The sequence below is a fragment of the Paraburkholderia sp. PAMB 6770 genome (genome assembly GCF_057748135.1).
Genome location: NZ_CM173238.1, coordinates 2,654,371 through 2,673,316 on the forward strand (window position 1 = coordinate 2,654,371; position 18,946 = coordinate 2,673,316).

Annotated in this window: 14 protein-coding genes; 6 read left to right on the forward strand and 8 right to left on the reverse strand. The window is 69.5% G+C overall.

The window, feature by feature from the left end:
- The first annotated feature begins 73 nt into the window (after nt 1–73).
- A complete protein-coding gene (locus tag AC3AP7_RS11990) occupies nt 74–832 on the forward strand; it encodes an SDR family oxidoreductase (RefSeq protein WP_475762749.1) in 759 nt (252 codons plus the stop codon).
- A 106-nt stretch (nt 833–938) separates the two neighbouring features.
- A complete protein-coding gene (locus tag AC3AP7_RS11995) occupies nt 939–2,258 on the forward strand; it encodes an MFS transporter (protein ID WP_475762747.1) in 1,320 nt (439 codons plus the stop codon).
- 130 nt (nt 2,259–2,388) lie between these two features.
- Here AC3AP7_RS11995 and AC3AP7_RS12000 read toward each other — a convergent pair whose 3' ends face one another.
- The 4 genes from AC3AP7_RS12000 to AC3AP7_RS12015 form a co-directional block, all read right to left on the reverse strand.
- Nucleotides 2,389–3,579 (reverse strand): heme biosynthesis protein HemY, encoded by a 1,191-nt coding sequence (locus AC3AP7_RS12000; RefSeq protein WP_475762745.1) that lies wholly within the window; start codon nt 3,577–3,579, stop codon nt 2,389–2,391.
- Between the two features lie 2 nt (nt 3,580–3,581).
- Nucleotides 3,582–5,564: a fused uroporphyrinogen-III synthase HemD/membrane protein HemX gene (gene hemDX, locus AC3AP7_RS12005; RefSeq protein WP_475762743.1), complete on the reverse strand. Its 1,983-nt coding sequence runs from the start codon at nt 5,562–5,564 to the stop codon at nt 3,582–3,584.
- Complete coding sequence (hemC, locus tag AC3AP7_RS12010) at nt 5,564–6,547, reverse strand: hydroxymethylbilane synthase (protein ID WP_475762741.1); 984 nt, start codon at nt 6,545–6,547, stop codon at nt 5,564–5,566. Before hemC ends, hemDX begins: the two co-directional genes overlap by 1 nt.
- Nucleotides 6,548–6,715: 168 nt before the next feature.
- A complete protein-coding gene (locus AC3AP7_RS12015; RefSeq protein ID WP_475762739.1) occupies nt 6,716–6,976 on the reverse strand; it encodes a hypothetical protein in 261 nt (86 codons plus the stop codon).
- Nucleotides 6,977–7,011: 35 nt separating this feature from the next.
- Here AC3AP7_RS12015 and ppc point away from each other — a divergent pair, with 35 nt between their 5' ends.
- Nucleotides 7,012–10,080 (forward strand): phosphoenolpyruvate carboxylase, encoded by a 3,069-nt coding sequence (ppc, locus tag AC3AP7_RS12020; RefSeq protein ID WP_475762737.1) that lies wholly within the window; start codon nt 7,012–7,014, stop codon nt 10,078–10,080.
- 297 nt (nt 10,081–10,377) lie between these two features.
- Here ppc and AC3AP7_RS12025 read toward each other — a convergent pair whose 3' ends face one another.
- Entirely contained in the window at nt 10,378–11,130 is a 753-nt protein-coding gene (locus tag AC3AP7_RS12025) for a class I SAM-dependent methyltransferase (RefSeq protein WP_475762735.1), read from the reverse strand.
- A 200-nt stretch (nt 11,131–11,330) separates the two neighbouring features.
- On the opposite strand from AC3AP7_RS12025, the gene AC3AP7_RS12030 reads away from it, so the two are divergent.
- The 3 genes from AC3AP7_RS12030 to AC3AP7_RS12040 all read left to right on the forward strand — a co-directional run bounded on the left by AC3AP7_RS12030 (nt 11,331) and on the right by AC3AP7_RS12040 (nt 15,145).
- Nucleotides 11,331–12,146 (forward strand): helix-turn-helix transcriptional regulator, encoded by an 816-nt coding sequence (locus AC3AP7_RS12030; protein ID WP_475762732.1) that lies wholly within the window; start codon nt 11,331–11,333, stop codon nt 12,144–12,146.
- A gap of 171 nt (nt 12,147–12,317) precedes the next feature.
- The gene (argH, locus tag AC3AP7_RS12035; protein ID WP_475762730.1) at nt 12,318–13,724 is read left to right on the forward strand and encodes an argininosuccinate lyase; all 1,407 of its coding nucleotides are present in this window, start codon (nt 12,318–12,320) and stop codon (nt 13,722–13,724) included.
- A gap of 500 nt (nt 13,725–14,224) precedes the next feature.
- Entirely contained in the window at nt 14,225–15,145 is a 921-nt protein-coding gene (locus AC3AP7_RS12040; RefSeq protein ID WP_475762728.1) for a bestrophin family protein, read from the forward strand.
- A 55-nt stretch (nt 15,146–15,200) separates the two neighbouring features.
- Here AC3AP7_RS12040 and AC3AP7_RS12045 read toward each other — a convergent pair whose 3' ends face one another.
- The 3 genes from AC3AP7_RS12045 to dcd all read right to left on the reverse strand — a co-directional run bounded on the left by AC3AP7_RS12045 (nt 15,201) and on the right by dcd (nt 18,853).
- Nucleotides 15,201–15,908, reverse strand: a complete 708-nt coding sequence (locus AC3AP7_RS12045; RefSeq protein WP_475762726.1) for a lysozyme inhibitor LprI family protein — start codon at nt 15,906–15,908, stop codon at nt 15,201–15,203.
- 2 nt (nt 15,909–15,910) lie between these two features.
- Nucleotides 15,911–18,196: an Orn/Lys/Arg family decarboxylase gene (locus AC3AP7_RS12050; RefSeq protein WP_475762724.1), complete on the reverse strand. Its 2,286-nt coding sequence runs from the start codon at nt 18,194–18,196 to the stop codon at nt 15,911–15,913.
- Nucleotides 18,197–18,283: 87 nt separating this feature from the next.
- On the reverse strand, nt 18,284–18,853 hold the full coding sequence (dcd, locus tag AC3AP7_RS12055; protein WP_475762722.1) for a dCTP deaminase: 570 nt from the start codon (nt 18,851–18,853) through the stop codon (nt 18,284–18,286).
- Nucleotides 18,854–18,946: the final 93 nt, after the last annotated feature.

Genomic DNA, 18,946 nt, shown 5'->3' on the forward strand with positions numbered 1-18,946 from the left:
CGCGCGGCCGCGGATTCACCCGCGGACATCCCTGCAGCAGACAGTATCCACGACGTACAACCCTGGAGACATCATGCGGCTGACAGGTAAAACCGCCATCGTCACGGGCGCCGGTTCGGGCTTCGGCGAAGGCATCGCCAAAACCTACGCGCGCGAGGGCGCGAACGTGGTCGTCAACGATCTGAACGGCGCAGCGGCGGAGCGCGTCGCGAGCGAGATCGCACTGGCAGGCGGCAAGGCGATCGCCGTCGCCGCCGACGTGACCCGCCGCGACGACTGGGCGCGCCTCGCCGACGCGGCGCGGGAAGACTTCGGCAGCGTGCAGATCGTCGTCAACAACGCCGGCACGACCCATCGCAACAAGCCGGTGCTCGAGGTGACCGAGGCCGAGTTCGACCGGGTCTACGCGGTCAACGTGAAGAGCCTCTACTGGAGCGTGCAGCAGTTCGTACCGTATTTTCGCGAGCAGGGCGGCGGCGTGTTCGTGAACATCGCGTCGACTGCGGGCGTGCGGCCGCGGCCCGGGCTCGTCTGGTACAACGGCAGCAAGGGGGCGGTGATCGTTGCGAGTAAGGCGCTTGCCGCCGAGCTCGGACCCGATCGCATCCGCGTGAACTGCGTGAATCCGGTGATCGGCGAGACCGGGCTGCTCGCGGAGTTCATGGGTGTGCCGGACACGCCCGAAAACCGGCAGCGCTTTCTCGCCGGCATTCCGCTCGGCCGTTTTTCGACGCCGCAGGACATCGCCAACGCGTGCCTCTATCTGGCGTCGGACGAGGCTGCGTTCATCACCGGCGTGTGCCTCGAAGTCGACGGCGGACGCTGCGTCTGACGCGCGGCGTGCCCCCTGGGCGCGCCGTGTCCGTCGCAGATGCACCGCACAGGCATAGAATGCAAGCCAGCAGTAGCCCTGATCCACAACAACACCCGGAGACACCATGGCTAGTCCTGCGAATCCTTACCCGCAATCCGGCGCCGGCGCGCCGCCCTCCGCCACGGAAGAAGCGACCTACCGCAAGGTCGCGTGGCGGCTCATTCCGCTGCTGATGCTCTGCTATGTGGTCGCGTATCTGGACCGCGTGAACGTCGGCTTCGCCAAGCTGCAGATGAGCACCGACCTGCATCTGAGCGACGCGGTCTACGGCTTCGGCGCCGGCATCTTCTTTCTCGGCTACTTTCTGTTCGAAGTGCCGAGCAACCTGATCCTGCACAAGGTCGGCGCGCGCGTGTGGATTGCGCGGATCATGGTCACGTGGGGCATCATCTCGATGCTCACGATGTTCGTCACGACGCCGACCATGTTCTACGTGATGCGCTTTCTGCTCGGTCTCGCCGAAGCGGGTTTCTTCCCCGGCATCATCCTGTATCTCACTTACTGGTATCCGGCGCACCGGCGCGGCCGCATGACCACGTGGTTCATGACCGCGATCGCGCTGTCCGGCGTGATCGGCGGACCGATGTCGGGCTACATCCTGAAAGCGCTGAACGGCGCGAACGGCTGGCAGGGCTGGCAATGGCTGTTCCTGATCGAGGGCATTCCGTCGATCGTCGTCGGCATTCTCGTGTTCGTCGTGCTCGACGACCGCATCGCCCAGGCCAGATGGCTCACGGCCGACGAGCGCGCGCTGCTCGAACGCAACGTCGGCAGCGAGGAGGCAACCAAGCACGACCTGTCGCTCGGCCAGGTGTTCGCCAGCGGGCGGGTGTGGCTGATGACCCTCATCTACCTGTCATTCGTGATGGGGCTGTATGGCGTGAGCTTCTGGCTGCCGACGATCATCAAGAGCACCGGCGTGACCGATGCGTTCACGATCGGCCTGCTCGCGGCGATCCCGTTCGCGGCCGCAGTGGTCGCGATGCTGCTGGTCGCTCGCAGCGCCGACCGCCGCCGCGAGCGCCGCTGGCACGTCGCGCTGCCCGGCTTCGCGGGCACGCTCGGGTTGATCCTGTCAGTGGTCTGGGCGCACAACACGTGGCTCGCGATGACCGCGCTCACGATTGCGACGATGGGGATTCTGACCACCCTGCCGCTGTTCTGGAGCCTGCCGACCGCGTTTCTCGCGGGCACCGGCGCCGCAGCGGGGATCGCGATGATCAATTCGATCGGCAATCTGGCCGGCTTCCTGAGCCCTTACGCGGTGGGCTGGCTGAAGGAAACCACCGGGTCCAACGCGTCCGGGATGTACATGCTGGCCGCGTTCATGGCGCTCGGCGGCGTGCTCGCACTGTGCGCGCCGGCGCGGCTCGTGAACCGCTAGGCGGCTCGCGACCCCGCAGGCGGTGCGCCGTTTGCGCCGTTTGCGCCGTTTGCAGGGATTGCTGGGATTGCGCAGCCCTTCACGCGCTGCGCGCCGTGCCGGCCGCAAGCGGCCGCACGGCGCAAAGCGCTTACACCACGTTCATCGCGAGCGCGCTTTCCCGATAGTGCTCGCCGGCCTTCGCGGCATCGCCCAGCTGCTCGTGCAGGCGCGCGAGCGCGCGGTGCGTGCGAATCTTCAGCGTCTCGTTGTCGGCCAGTTTGAGCGCCGTTTCGAGGAACGCCTGCGCCTTGCCCCAAAGCTGCTGCTGCAGGCACAGACGCCCCAGCGCAAACAGCAGGTCCGCATCCTCGGGCCGCTCCTTGACCCATGCCTCGGCCTTCTGGATCAGCGGCAGCGCATCGCCGCCGGCCGTGTCCGGATAGCGGCGCAGCAGACGCGCGTCCCAGTTCTGCGCCAGCGCCTCCTCGACGATCTTGCGCGCGTCCTGCGGACGGTGAAGCGCGATCAGCAGTTCGGCCGCGAGATCCGCGAGACGCGGCGAATGCCGCTCGGTCGGCGCAAGCGACTGCCACAGTTCGAGCAGCGCATCGGCGTTGTGCCGCCGGTCGCGCAGCAGGTTCTCCGCCGCGAGCTGGCGCAGCCGCACCGCGACCGCCGGGTGAATCGCCTCGCGCTTCTCCAGCGTCTTCACGAGCTTGAGCACCTCGCTCCAGTTCTTCAGCTGCTGCTGCGCGCGCAACATGATCTGCTGCGCGTGAATGCGCCGTCCGCCCTGCGACTGCATCGCGGTGAGCGCGGCGAGCGCGCCGTCCGCGTCGCGGCCGTCCGCGCGCATGTCGGCGCTCGCCATCAGGCGCGCGTCCTGCCAGTCGGCCTGGTCGATCTGCGCGAGCCACTCGTCGCGCCGCGCGTACTCGCGCATCCGGTGCGCGGCGCTCGCGCCGACCAGCCCCGCCGCGCCCTTGTTGTCGCGGTTCGCGAGCGCCTCGCGGGCCGCCTTCTCGGCGCGCGAGAAGCGTCCCGCGTACAGGTTGCCGATCGCCTCGCGCAACGCGGCGTGCGCCCGCGCGGCGCGCGCCCGCGCGCGATAGGCCGCGACCCGCTGCGGCATGCGCAGCACGTTGCGCAGGATGCGCAACAGCGCATACAGCGCGATGAACAGCACCACGAGCCCGACGACGAACAGGTTCAGCGACAGGTCGACGCGATACGGCGGATACACCAGCAGCACCTGGCCGGCATCGAAATGGCCGGCCGTCGCGAACACCACTGCGATCACGAACAGCAGCGCGAGCCATAGAAGTCCACGGATCGCCATGCTCAGCTCCCGCTGCGGTACTGGTTGATCGCCTGCAGGCTCGTGCTCAGGTTCGGCAGCGCCACGGCGCCGGAGCCCTGATCCACCTCCTTCACGAGCGCACGCACGGTCTGCGTGCGCGGCGACGACGCATCGAAGTAGCGCACGAGCGCCGCATCGGCTGCCTGCAGATCCGACTTCAGCGTGGCTTCGTTGCGCGAGAGCAGCGACAGTCGCGCGGACAGCAGCCGCAGCTTCAGGTTCTCGCGCAGGAAATAGCCTTCGTCCGGCGACACCAGCATCGCATCGGGATGGTCGATGCGGCGTACCTCGACGAGGCTCCTCAGCTGCTGGCCGAGGCCGGCCGTGAACTGGCGCCACCACGCCTTCCAGCGCGGCTCGCCCGCCGCGGCGGACGCGCTGTCGAGCGGCACGGCCGCGGGCGCGGCCGCCGGCGTATGCTGCACCTCGCCGGCGAGCGGCAACGTGTCGACCATGTCGATCGCGTTGTCGAGCTTGATCGCCAGCCCGGTCAGATCGGTCGACGGCGCGGCCTTCAGCTTGTCGATGTCCTGCGCGATCGCCTTGCGCGCCATCAGCGCCTGCGGGCTGTTCAGCGCGGCGAGCCGCGTGTCGGCATGCTGCAGCGCGAACAGCGCGAGCTGCGTATTGCCGGTGAGCTGCAGTTGCTCGCTCGCGCTCGACAGCATCTGCCCGACTTCCGCGAAGGTCCAGTCGTCGCGGTTGCGCGCGAGATCCGCGTACTGCTGCTGCAGCGCCTGCTCGGCCTGCTGCGCATCGGCGAGCTTGCCGTCGAGCTGCGACAGCTGCGCGTCCATCTGGCGGACCGTGGCGACCGCCTCGTCGGTCTTCACGCGCAGCTCGGCGGTTTGCGCGTCGTTGGCCTGCTGGCGCTGCGTGAGCTGCGCATCGAGACGCACGATCTTGCGGTTCAGCGCATAGCCGCCGGCGCCCGCCGCGCAGGCGATCACCACGACGACGAACCACAGCAGCGGCGTGCTCGCGCCGCGCCGCGCGGAGGGCTCGCGCGGCGGCGCGACGGTGGGTCTGGGCGGCGCGACGGGCGCGGCCGGCTGGGGCGAAGCGTTCGTGGAAGCGTTCGATTCAGTCATGCGTGAATGAGCCGGAAGAGCGGAAACCGGTTGAACAACGGAAGGGACGGCTGACAGCAGCGCGTGCAGCATGCGTTCGTCGCCCGCGCCTGACACCGTAATGCTATCAAAACCCAGTCCCCGCGCGGTCTGCGCGATCCGCGGATGCGGCGCCACGAGCGCGGCGCGCTTCAGCTGCGCGATCTCGGCGGGGTTCAGGTGATCGCGCGCGAGCGCGTCGAGGTTGCGCACGCCTTCGGAGCTGGTGACGAGCCAGACATGCGGCGCGCCGGCGAGCAGCGCATGCACGCGCTGCCACGCGGCAATCGACGGCTCCGGCACGAAGCGCCGGTAGGCGGCGACCACGTCGACCTCGGCGCCCGCTTCGCGCAGGCGCTCGGCGAGCCATTCGCGGCCGCCGTCGCCGCGCACGATCAGCACCCGCGCACCGGCGAGCGACGCGACGCCCAGTTGCGCGTCGAGCGCGGCGAACAGCGCCTCGGAGTCGAAGCGCGCGGTCTCGTCCCCGGGCGCGGCCGCCGGGCTCACCACCCGGTACGCCGGCGCGGCGACGCCATGACGCGCGAGCGCGGCGACGCTGCCCGGCCCGACCACCGCGACCGGCAGCGCCGGCGGCCAGATCGCGTCGTACTGCGCAAGCGCGTGATCGACGGCGTTCGGCGACACGAACACGACGAGCGCATAGCGCCCGAGCGCGCCGAGCGCCGCTTGCAGCGGTGCCGGATCGGCAGTCGGCGCGATGCCGATCAGCGGGAAATCGAAGGTGGCGAGGCCCGCTGCCGCGAGCTCCGCGGCGAGCGCGTCCGACTGCCCGGCCGGGCGCGTCAGCACGACCGTGCAGGCCGGCGCGCCGGCGCGCGTGTCCTGCGCCATCACGCGCCGGCCGCCGGCGGGCTCGCGTGGCCGAGCGCGCGCACGATTTCGAGCGCGCCTTGCGCGACGAGCGCCTGCGCGACCTCGCGGCCGAGCTGCAGCGCGCCGTCGGGCGTGGGCGCAACGGCGCTTGCCTGCGCGTGCAGCACGCGCGCGCCGTCGGGCGTCGCGACGACGCCGCGCAGCGCGAGCGTGTCGCCCTGCCACGACGCGTGCGCGGCAAGCGGCACCTCGCAGCTGCCGCCGAGCGCGCGCGAGACCATCCGCTCCGCCTCGACCGCGACCGCGGTGCGCGCATGATGCAGCGGCGCGAGCCACGCCGCGAGCGCCGGCCGCCCCGCGCGAATCTCGATGCCGAGCGCGCCCTGGCCGGCCGCCGGCAGGCTGTCCTGCGGATCGAGCCACGCGCGGATCCGCGCGGCGAGGCCGAGGCGCTTCAGGCCCGCCGCGGCGAGAATGATCGCCGCATACTCGCCGCGATCGAGCTTCGCGAGCCGCGTGTCGAGATTGCCGCGCAGCGGCTGCACGACGAGCTGCGGGTAGCGCGCGCGCAGCATCGCCTCGCGGCGCAGGCTCGACGTGCCCACCACACTGCCCGCCGGCAGCGCCGCGAGCGTGTCGTAGCGGTTCGACACGAACGCATCGCGCGGGTCCTCGCGCTCCATGATGGTCGCGAGATCGAAGCCCGGCGGCAGTTCCATCGGCACGTCTTTCAGCGAGTGGACCGCGAGATCGGCGCGGCCATCGGCCAGCGCGGCCTCCAGTTCCTTCACGAACAGCCCCTTGCCGCCGACCTTCGACAGCGTGCGATCGAGAATCTGATCGCCGCGAGTCGTCATTCCAAGGATTTTTACGTCACAAGATGGATATAATTTGTGCAGCGCACTCTGCACGTGCTCTGCCTGCCACATCGCAAGGCGGCTCTGCCGCGACGCGATCGTCAGCGTAGCGGGCGGGGGCGCTGAAAACATCTCGGAACTCATTGCAAGGCCAGTGGGTAACGGGAGGGAATAACGGACAATGTTAGCACGCGCTACCGCGCCATCCGGCCCGCCGGATGCCCGCGCGGGCGTGCCGCAGCCACGAGGAGACAGGCCCGCCGCCCGCCATTCGCGCACGGTCGTGCGCGCAGCGAAGCGGATCCTGCGGGATCATGCAGCCGGATGCGTTTCGCCGCGCGGCAGCAGGCCCTCTCCCCCGTGCATCGCGCGGCGCGCCTCGCGCGTGCACGCATCGGCCAGCGCTGACCCGCAAGGGCCGGCATCGCCGCCGTCATTCCCGTTGTGCCGTTCGCAAGCGGCGCGGCCCGTCCGCGCGCTGCGGCGCAGCATGCCGCGCCGCGCGGTTCGCCGGTCGTTCACAAGCCGTCCCAAGGTAGTTCGCACGCAGTTCGAGTAGTTGCTGTTCTTCATCTCTTAGACCCCTGGCTTCCCTGAGGAAACCCATCGTGACGTCTTCCGGACCGGCGCGCCCTGCCCGCCGCAACAGTGCATCGCTCAACGGCTCGGCGGGTGCGCCCGCCTCCGCTCCCGCCGCCCCGGCCACCGCAGCCACCGCAGCCGCCCCGCGCCGCGCCGCGCGCGCAGCCGGACTCGCCGGCACCGCGCCCGCGGGCACTGGCCGCGCCGCCGCCAAAGCAGCCGGCTCCGCCCGCCCCGGCGCGGCCGGCAAGTCCGGCGCCGCACAGCCGGCGAAAACCGCTAGCCGCACCCGCGAGGACAAGGACCAGCCGCTGTTCGAGGACATCCGCTACCTCGGCCGCCTGCTCGGCGACGTCGTGCGCGAACAGGAAGGCGACGCCGTGTTCGACGTCGTCGAGACGATCCGCCAGACCGCCGTGCGCTTTCGCCGCGAGGACGACAACGCGGCCGCGCAAACCCTCGAAAAGAAGCTGCGCGCGCTGAGCCCCGAGCAGACCGTGAGCGTCGTGCGCGCGTTCAGCTACTTTTCGCACCTTGCGAACATCGCCGAAGACCGCCACCGCAACCGCCGGCACCGCATTCACGCGCTCGCCGGATCGGCCTCCCAGCCCGGCTCGATCGCCTACGCGATCGAGCGCCTGAAAGACACCAACGACGCCCCGGCGGCCGTGCTGCAGCGCTTCTTCGACGATGCGCTGATCGTGCCGGTGCTCACCGCGCACCCGACCGAAGTGCAGCGCAAGAGCATTCTCGACGCGCAGCACGACATCGCACGGCTGCTTGCGGAGCGCGACCAGCCGCTCACGGTGCGCGAGCGCGCGCACAACGAGTCGATGCTGCGCGCGCGCGTCACCTCGCTGTGGCAGACGCGCATGCTGCGCGACGCCCGCCTGACGGTTGCCGACGAAATCGAGAACGCGCTGTCGTACTACCGCGTGACCTTCCTCGAAGAAATCCCCGCGCTCTACGCGGACGTCGAGGCCGCGCTCGCCGAGCACGGGCTGCCCGCGCGGCTGCCGCCGTTCTTCCAGATGGGCAGCTGGATCGGCGGCGACCGCGACGGCAACCCGAACGTCACCGCCGCGACGCTGGAGGACGCGATCACGCGCCAGGCCGCGGTGATCTTCGAGCACTACCTCGAACAGGTGCACAAGCTCGGCGCGGAGCTGTCGGTGTCGAACCTGCTCACCGGCGCGAGCGACGCGCTCAAGGCGCTCGCCGCCGCCTCGCCCGACCAGTCGCCGCACCGCGTCGACGAGCCGTACCGGCGCGCGCTGATCGGCATGTACACGCGCCTCGCCGCCAGCGTGCGCGTGCGCCTCGGCGAAGGCGCGGTGCCGCTGCGCAGCGCGGGCCGCGGCGCGGCGCCGGTGCGCGCGCAGCCCTACGAGAGCGCCGACGCGTTCGCGCAAGACCTGCACGTGCTGCTCGATTCGCTCGCCGAGCATCACGGCGCGTCGCTCGCGACGCCGCGGCTCGCGCCGCTCGCGCGAGCCGCCGAAGTGTTCGGTTTTCACCTTGCGAGCATCGATCTGCGGCAAAGCTCCGACATCCACGAAGCGGTGATCGCCGAGCTGCTGCAGCGCGCCGGCGTCGAGGCGGACTACGCGGCGCTGCCCGAAGCCGACAAGCTGCGCGTGCTGCTCGCGGAACTCGCGCAGCCGCGCCTGCTGCGCTCGCCGTACCTCGACTACTCCGAGCGCGTGAAGAGCGAACTCGGCGTGCTCGAAGCCGCGCGCGTCGCGCGCGAGAAGTTCGGCGCGCGCGCGGTGCGCAATTACATCATCTCGCACACGGAAACCGTCAGCGATCTGGTCGAGGTGATGCTGCTGCAGAAGGAATCCGGCTTGCTGCACGGCCGCCTCGGCGACGCGCACACGCCCGCGCACGCCGCGCTGATGGTGATTCCGCTGTTCGAGACGATCGCCGACCTGCGCAACGCGCCGCACATCATGCGCGAGCTGATGGCGCTGCCCGGCGTCGACGCGCTGATCGCCCACCAGGGCGGCGAGCAGGAAGTGATGCTCGGCTACTCGGACAGCAACAAGGACGGCGGCTTCCTCACGTCGAACTGGGAGCTGTATCGCGCCGAACTCGCGCTGGTGGCGCTGTTCCGCGAGCACGGCGTGACGCTGCGGCTGTTTCACGGCCGCGGCGGCACAGTCGGCCGCGGCGGCGGTCCGACCTACCAGGCGATCCTGTCGCAGCCGCCGGGCACCGTCGACGGCCAGATCCGCCTCACCGAGCAGGGCGAGGTGATCGCCAGCAAGTTCGCGAACCCGGAGATCGGCCGGCGCAACCTCGAAACGGTGGTTGCAGCGACGCTCGAAGCGTCGCTGCTGCCGCACGACGACGCGCCCGCGCAGCTGCCGCAATTCGAAGCCACGATGCAATGGCTCTCCGACGCCGCGATGGCGTCATACCGCGCGCTCGTCTACGAAACGCCCGGCTTCAAGGAGTATTTCTTCGAGTCGACGCCGATCGCCGAGATCGCCGAGCTGAACATCGGCAGCCGGCCCGCGTCGCGCAAGCTGCAGGACCCGAAGCAGCGCCGCATCGAGGACCTGCGGGCGATTCCGTGGGGATTCTCGTGGGGCCAGTGCCGGCTGCTGCTGACCGGCTGGTACGGCTTCGGCAGCGCGGTCGCCGCGCATCTGGACGGCGCCGGCTCGGAGGCCGAGCGCGCGCGCCGGCTCGCGCAGCTGAAGAAGATGCACAAGCGCTGGCCGTTCTTCTCGAACCTGCTGTCGAACATGGACATGGTGCTGGCGAAGACCGACCTCGCGGTCGCGTCGCGCTATGCGGCGCTCGTGTCCGACAAGAAGCTGCGCAAGCACGTGTTCGAGCGCATCGTCGCGGAGTGGGAACGCACGACCCAGGTGCTCGGCGAGATCACCGGGCGGCATGAGCGGCTCGCCGACAATCCGCTGCTCGCGCGTTCGATCAAGAACCGCTTCCCTTACCTCGATCCGCTCAACCACCTGCAGGTGGAACTGCTCAAGCGCTATCGTGCAGGCGACACGCACGCACGGCTGCGGCGCGGGATTCACCTGACCATCAACGGCATCGCGGCAGGGCTGCGCAACACCGGCTGATCGCCGCCGGGGCTGGCCGGGGGCGTGCCTCATGTCCCCGGCCGGGCCTTGCCGGGCCTTGCTGGGCCTTGCTGGGCCTTGCTGGGCCTTGCCGGGCCTTGCTGGGCCTTGCTGGGCCTTGCTGGGCCTTGCTGGGCCTTGCCGGGCCTTGCCGGGCCTTGCCGGGCCTTGCCGGGCCTTGCTGCTGGACCTTGCTGGGCCTTGCTTGCTGGGCCTCGCCGAGGTCTGCCGGGACTCGTTGCACCCTTGTCCTGCCACCGCTCGCGCGCGGCCCATCCGGCGCGCGAGCGGGCCGTCCTACCGGGCCTCGATCATCAGCGCGTCCAGCTTGAACGAGCCGTCCTCCTGCACGTCGAAGTAGTCCCGCACCTCATCCGGCGCATCGCGCCACAGCGAGCGGATCGCCGCAATGCGCGCGGGCGGCGTGCGCATGCGTGCGACCCAGCCGGCGAATTCGATCGGCAAACGCCAGCGCGTGCGAATCTGTGCGTCGAAGCCGGCCGCCGCGAACGCCGCAAGCCATTCGTCGGCGCGGTAGTCGCGCACGTGCGAGCCGTCGCGCAGCAACTCGACCGCCTGGATGTGCGTGTCGAGCAGCGGATGATCGGTCCCGGCAATATCGATGAACAGCACCCGGCCGCCCGGCCTCAGCACGCGCCGCACCTCGGCGAGCGCCTGCGGCACGTCGCGCCAGTGGTGCGCGCTCATGCGGCTCACCACCCAGTCGAACGACGCATCTGCAAACGGCAGACGCTCGGCGGCGCCCTGCTGCGTGCGGATGTTGTCGAGCCCGCGCTCGCGCGCGGCGGCCTCGACGGTGACGAGCATCGGCGGCGCGATGTCGTACGCCGTCACGCTGCGCGCGTGCGGCGCCACCGCGAAGCTCGCGTGCCCGGCACCGCAGCCCATGTCCAGCACGTCGGCGCCGGGCGTCGCGGCGATGCTGTCGGCGAGCGTCTGCAGGTCGGCGCCCGTCGCGTGCACGTGACTGGTCAGATAGGCGGCGGCGGTCGTGCCGAATGCGTCGGCGACCTGATCGTGATGCTTCATCGCAAGCTCCTTGCTGGTGGCGCGGTTCGGCGCCGGTCGAACGCGCCGCGGATACAGCCCGGTCCGCGGCGCCGGAACGCAGCGCGCGACGGCGCTGCTGCCGCTACAATAGTCGGGCTCCTGTACCAGTACAAGTTGAGCGATTATTCCGGTATTGGAACTACCCGCATCGTCCGCACGCCTTTCGCCAACCGCCACGCATGAGCCCACCCGCCTCCACCGATCCGCTTCCGCCCCCGCTCGACGCATCGCCCGCGCACGCGCTCGGCGACTTCATCCGCGCGCATCGCGAGCGGCTCTCGCCGCAGGCGGTCGGCCTGCCGCCCGGTCCGCGCCGCCGCACGCCGGGGCTGCGCCGCGAGGAAGTCGCGCAGTTGTGCGGCGTGAGCCCCACCTGGTACACGTGGATCGAACAGGGGCGGCCGGTGTCCGCGTCGGCCGACGCGCTTGCGCGGATCGCGGTCGCGCTGCAGCTTTCGCGCGCCGAGCGCGCGTACCTGTTCGAGCTTGCCGCGCAACGCGACCCAGCCGAACCCGATCCGGCCGCCACCGACGCGCCCGGCACGCTGCTCGAGACCGTCAATCTGATCGCAGCGCCCGCCTACGTGCTGGACCGCCAGTGGAATGCGCTCGCGTGGAACGAGGCGGCGGCCGACCTGTTCGTCGGCTGGCTCGACGGCGCGCACGAGCGCAACCTGCTGCGCTTCACGTTCACGTCGCCCGAGGCGCGCACGCTGATCGCAGACTGGGAGACGCGCGCGCGGCGCCTCGCCGCCGAGTTTCGCGCGGACTCGATCCGGCATCTGAACGATGCGCCGACCCGCGGGCTGATCGATCTGCTCAGCGGCACCAGCGACGCGTTCGCGCGCTTCTGGGCGTCGCAGGACGTCGGCGAACGCGAGGGCGGCCGGCGTGAATTCAACCATCCGCGCCACGGCCGCGTCGTCTACGACCAGATCACCTACAAGCCGGCTCACCGCGAAGACCTGAAGCTCGTCGTGCTGGTGCGGCAGTAGCGGCAGCCGCCGGGATCCCGGCAACCCGCGGCCATGCGCGGCCATCCCCGGTCATCGCGCGGCCCAGCGGGGCGGCCCGCGGCGCGCCGGATGCTAAAATCGCAGTCTGGTCCGGCGCGGCGGCCTGCACGGCCACTCGTCCTTTCTTCGCACGTTCACTGCCCCAACACCATGACGTCCCAACTGCACAAAAAAGGCGAAGCCTGGTCGGCTCGCTTCTCGGAGCCGATGTCGGAGCTCGTCAAACGCTATACGTCGTCGGTCTTCTTCGACAAGCGGCTCGCGCTCGTCGACATCGAGGGCTCGCTCGCGCACGCCGCGATGCTCGCCGCGCAGAAGATCATCAGCGCCGACGACCTCGCGGCCATCCAGCGCGGCATGGCGCAGATCCGGGACGAAATCGGGCGCGGCGAGTTCGCGTGGCAACTCGACCTGGAAGACGTGCACCTGAACATCGAGGCGCGCCTCACCGCGCTGATCGGCGACGCCGGCAAGCGCCTGCACACGGGCCGCTCGCGCAACGATCAGGTGGCAACCGACATCCGGCTGTGGCTGCGCGGCGAAATCGACCGCATCGGCGGGCTGCTGACGGAACTGCGCCGCGCGCTGATCGACCTCGCCGAACAGCACGCGGCGACCATCATGCCCGGCTTCACGCACCTGCAGGTCGCGCAGCCGGTCACCTTCGGCCACCACCTGCTCGCGTACGTCGAGATGTTCTCGCGCGACGCCGGCCGCATGCGCGACTGCCGCGCCCGCGTGAACCGGCTGCCGCTCGGCGCTGCGGCGCTTGCCGGCACCAGCTACCCGATCGACCGCCACGCGGTCGCGCAGACGCTCGGTTTCGACGGCATCTGCGCGAACTCGCTCGATGCGGTGTCCGACCGCGACTTCGCGATCGAATTCACCGCCGCCGCCGCGCTCGTGATGACGCACGTGTCGCGCTTTTCGGAGGAGCTCGTGCTGTGGATGAGCCCGCGGGTCGGCTTCATCGATCTCGCGGACCGCTTCTGCACCGGCTCGTCGATCATGCCGCAGAAGAAGAACCCGGACGTGCCCGAACTCGCGCGCGGCAAGACCGGCCGCGTGAACGGCCATCTGATGGCGCTGCTCACGCTGATGAAAGGCCAGCCGCTCGCGTACAACAAGGACAACCAGGAAGACAAGGAGCCGCTGTTCGACACCGTCGACACGGTGGCCGATACGCTGCGGATCTTCGCTGAAATGGTGGCGGGCATCACCGTCAAGCCGGACGCGATGCGCGCAGCGGCGCTGCAAGGCTTCTCGACGGCCACCGACCTCGCGGATTATCTCGTCAAGCGCGGCCTGCCGTTTCGCGACGCGCACGAAGCCGTCGCGCACGCAGTGCGGATCTGCGTGGACCGCCAGTGCGATCTGGCCGACCTGTCGCTCGACGCGCTGCGCAGCGAGTTGCCGAACGTCGCGCACCTGATCGGCGAGGACGTGTTCGAGGCACTCACGCTCGAAGGCTCGGTCGCAAGCCGCAATCATCCCGGCGGAACCGCGCCGGAGCAGGTGCGCGCCGCGGCCGCGGCTGCGCGCGCAGCGCTGCAGTAAGCGAAGCGCCGCGCGGCCTCGGGCGGCGCGGCGTCTGTCCGGGGGATTCTCGCACCGGGCCTCGTGCCGGCCGCTTCCCCCGTTCCCGCCCGCACCGGCGAGGGCGCACGGGCAGGACTGCCAGGCAAATGCTCCGGCCACTCCGGCCACTCCGGCCACTCCGGCCACTCCGGCCACTCCGGCCACTCCGGCCACTCCGGCCACTCCGGCCACTCCGGCCACTCCGGCCACTCCGGCCGCTCCGGCCGCTCCGGCCGCTCCGGCCGCTCCGGCCGCTCCGGCCGCTCCGGCCGCTCCGGCCGCTCCGGCCGCTCCGGCCGCTCCGGCAGCCCCCACCGGTCGGCTGCCGGCACACAGCGCGCCCATCGCAGGTAGCGGCTGGCTACCTGCGGGCAACCGGCGCCTACGACCGATCGTCACACCCTCCCCTGCCGCCGTATCGCGCGGCCGCGGCTTTGGCGATAATGTGTGCATCGCCCCATGCCGCCGTCCCGCCCGCCATGATCATCCGCCCGCAACTGCACTGGCTGCGCATGCTGCTTGCCTGGCGCGGCTCCGTGCTGCCGCAGCTGCTGCCTCGCCTGTTCCTGGTCCTCGGCCTGTCGCTGATCGCGCTCGCCGGCCACGACCACGTCCTGAATCTCACGCTCGACTTCGGCACCGTGCCGTTCTCGCTCGTCGGCATCGCGCTCGCCGTGTTTCTCGGCTTTCGCAACAACGCGAGCTACGACCGCTGGTGGGAAGCGCGCAAGTTGTGGGGACAACTGCTGAATACGAGCCGTTCGCTGACGCGCGAGGCGCTCACGCTGCCCCGCGGCGCGTCCGATGCCGACCTGCGCGAGTTCGTACAGCTGCTCGGCGCGCTGCCGCACGCGCTGCGTCATCAGTTGCGCAAGAGCGATCCCCACGACGACCTCGCCAGCCGCCTGCCCGCGCCGCTCGCCGAGCGCGTGCTCGGCTCGCGCTACCGGCCGGTCACGCTGATGCTGATGCTCGGCGAGTGGACGCAGCGCCAGTCCCGCGCCGGCCGGCTCGATCCGTTCGCAGTACTCGCGTTCGAGCACAACCTGAATACGCTATCGGACGTGATCGGCGGTTGCGAGCGGATCGCATCGACGCCGTTGCCGTTTGCCTATTCGGTGATGATTCACCGCACCGTCTATTTCTTCTGCGCGGCGCTGCCGTTCGGACTCGTGTCGAGCATGGGCGTCTTCACGCCGGTGTTTTCGGTGTTCGTTGCGTACGCATTCATGGCGCACGAAGCGATCGCGTCGCAGCTCGAAGACCCGTTCGGCATCGACGAGAACCACCTTCCGCTGACGATGATGTCGGCGTCCATCGAAGACGCCACGCGCGACCTGCTCGGCGACCCCGCGCTGCCGATCCCGGGGCCGCCCGACGGCCAGTTCAAAGTGAACTGAGCGAGCGCGCCGGCAACCGGGGCTGCGGCGATGGCAGGCGCATTCCGGGCGCCCGTCAGTCGCCGCCGACGGCGTCCGACAGCCGCTTGAGCGTCGCCACGCGCGCGCCGATGATATCGATGCGGCCACGCGTGTCGGTCACCGCCGCCGACGACTCCAGATACCGGAACCACGCCTGCTGCGCGCGCCAGAGCAGCGGACGCACCCGCGCGGGCAGCTTGCTGCGCAGCCGCTCATAGTAGCGGCGCGTGTCGAACATCGCATGCTCGCACAACGCGTCCTCCCTGCAGGGCCGCAGCCGGGCCGGCGTCGCGCCGCGCCGGGCCAGCACGCTGCGCAACGCGAGCGCGCGGTCGCGCACCGGCTGCAGTTGCAGATCGGCTTCGGTGATCTGGTTGATCGATCCCTGGGCGCGTGCGAAAACGGCTGCATACAGCGGATTCTGCGCGTCGCGCGTCGCCTGCCAGCGCTTCTGGTTCCACTCCCAGGCTCGCCGCCGCGCCGGCGGCGAGCCGGCGAGCACCTGGCGGTAAGCGGTATTCATCGCCGTCTGCCAGCCGAGCTGCGCGGTTTCCATGCACTGCACCTGGCCCGCCGTCGTGGAGCGGTCCGCGCGCGCAAGGCACGCGCGCATCGCCGCGTCGATCGGATCGGCGGCCGCCACTTCCGCCCGCGCGCCGGGCGACGCGGCGACGAGCAGCGACGCCGCCGCACACAGCAGCGTCCTGCCTAGCGCCCTGCCGATCCGTTGCATGGGCATCATGATCAGTTGCGCACGCAATCGACGAAGTATTCGACGCGCCCGTTGACCGTTTCGCTCACGAGACCGTGGATGTCCGTGTGAAAGCCCGGGAAGCGTTCGTTGAATTCGCGCGCGAAGCGCAGGTAGTTCACGATCGTTTCGTTGAAGCGCTCGCCCGGAATCAGCAGCGGAATACCCGGCGGATAAGGCGTCAGCAGCACCGACGTGACGCGCCCTTCGAGCTCGTCGATCGGCACCCGGTCGACCTCGCGGTGCGCGAGCTTCGCGAACGCATCGGACGGTTTCATCGCCGGCTCCATGCTCGACAGGTACATCTCGGTGGTCAGGCGCGCAATGTCGTTCGCGCGGTAGACGCTGTGAATCTGCGAGCACAGGTCGCGCAGACCGATCCGCTCGTACATCGGAAAGTGCGACACGAATTCGGGCAGCACGCGCCACAGCGGCTGGTTGTTGTCGTAGTCGTCCTTGAACTGCTGCAGCTCGGTCACCATCGAGTTCCAGCGGCCCTTCGTGATGCCGATCGTGAACATGATGAAGAACGAGTACAGCCCGGTCTTCTCGACGATGATGCCGTGCTCCGCCAGGTAGCGCGTGACGATCGCCGCGGGGATGCCCGAGTCACCGAAGTCGCCGTCCACGTCGAGCCCCGGCGTGATGATCGTCGCCTTGATCGGATCGAGCATGTTGAAGCCCTCCGCGAGCGGGCCGAAGCCGTGCCAGCGGTCGTTCGGACGCAGCATCCAGTCCTCGCGCGAGCCGATGCCCTCGTCGGCGAGCTCGTCCGGGCCCCAGACCTTGAAGAACCAGTCGTCGCCGTATTCGGCGTCGACCTTGCGCATCGCGCGGCGAAAGTCGAGCGCCTCGGCAATCGATTCCTCGACGAGCGCGGTGCCGCCGGGCGGCTCCATCATCGCCGCGGCGACGTCGCACGACGCGATGATCGCGTACTGCGGGCTCGTCGACGTATGCATCAGATACGCCTCGTTGAAGCGGTGCCGGTCGAACGTGCGGTGCTCCGAGTCCTGCACGACGATCTGCGACGCCTGCGAGATGCCCGCGAGCAGCTTGTGCGTCGAGTGCGTCGCGAACACGAGCGCGCCGGTGCGCGGGCGGCCCGCGCCGATCGCATGCATGTCCTGGTAGAACGGGTGAAATTCCGCGTGCGGCAGCCACGCTTCGTCGAAGTGCAGCGTGTCGAGCAGGTCGCCGAGCAGGTCCTTGATCATCTCGACGTTGTAGACGACGCCGTCGTACGTGCTCTGCGTGATCGTCAGGATGCGCGGCTTCAGGTTCGGATGCTTTTCGAGCGCCTCGCGCGCGAACGGGTTCGCCTTGATCTTCTCGCGGATGTTCTCCGGCTTGAACTCGTCGCGCGGAATCGGGCCGATGATGCCGAAGTGATTGCGCGTCGGCGTGAGGAACACCGGAATCGCGCCGGTCATCGTGATCGCGTGCAGGATCGACTTGTGGCAGTTGCGGTCCACCAGCACGATGTCGCCCGGCGCGACCGTCGCGTGCCAGACGATCTTGTTCGACGTCGAGGTGCCGTTGGTCACGAAGAACAGGTGGTCGGCGCTGAAGATGCGCGCCGCGTTGCGCTCCGAGGCCGCGATCGGGCCCGTGTGGTCGAGCAGCTGGCCGAGTTCGTCGACCGCGTTGCAGACGTCGGCGCGCAGCATGTTTTCGCCGAAGAACTGATGGAACATCTGCCCGAGCGGGTTCTTCAGGAACGCGACGCCGCCCGAGTGGCCCGGACAGTGCCACGAGTACGAGCCTTCCTCCGCGTAGTGCACGAGCTCCTTGAAGAACGGCGGCGCGAGCGAATCGAGGTAGACCTTCGCCTCGCGAATGATGTGCCGCGCGACGAATTCCGGCGTGTCCTCGAACATGTGGATGAAGCCGTGCAACTCGCGCAGGATGTCGTTCGGCAGGTGCCGCGACGTGCGCGTCTCGCCGTACAGGAAGATCGGGATGTCGGCGTTGCGCCGGCGCACTTCGGTGACGAACGCGCGCAGCGCGACGATCGCCGCGGCAAGCTCCGGCGTCTCGCCCTCGACGACGACGTTCTCGACGTACGGCAGCAGCTCGTCGTCGTCGATCGACAGGATGAAGCACGACGCGCGGCTCGACTGCTGCGCAAACGACGTCAGATCGCCGTAGCTCGTCAGCCCGAGGACCTCGACGCCCTCTTTCTCGATGGCCTCGGCGAGCGCCCGGATGCCGGAGCCCGAGATGTTCTCGGAGCGGAAATCTTCGTCGATGATGACGACGGGAAAACGGAACTTCATGGGCGATTCTCCAAAAGAAACGACCGCTGACTTTGCTCAAGTGCAGCGGTCACCCGTATGGCTGGTGGCTCAATGCGCTGCCGCGCGTCACGTCTTCGGCAGCGTGACGCCGTGCTGACCCTGGTATTTGCCGCCGCGGTCCGCGTACGAGGTTTCGCAGATTTCGTCGCTTTCGAAAAACAGCACCTGCGCGACGCCCTCGTTCGCATAGATTTTGGCAGGCAAAGGTGTCGTATTCGAGAATTCGAGCGTCACATGCCCTTCCCACTCCGGCTCGAACGGCGTCACGTTCACGATGATGCCGCAGCGCGCGTAGGTCGACTTGCCGAGACACACCGTCAGCACGCTGCGCGGAATGCGGAAATACTCGACCGTGCGCGCGAGCGCGAACGAGTTCGGCGGGATGATGCAGACGTCGCCCTTGAAATCGACAAACGATTTCTCGTCGAAGTTCTTCGGATCGACGATCGTCGAGTTGATATTCGTGAAGATCTTGAATTCGTCCGCGCAGCGGATGTCGTAGCCGTAGCTCGACGTGCCGTAGCTGACGATCTTCCGGCCGTCCTCGGCCACGCGCACCTGGTCGCGCACGAACGGCTCGATCATGCGGTGCGATTCGGCCATGCGCCGGATCCACCTGTCGGATTTGATAGTCATAGTTGAACGCTGCGTGACGGATGAGGTCCGGCGCGCGAGGCCTGCGTGCCGGACGAAAGGCGCTTATTTTACGCGATCGGCGCGGCGCCGCCG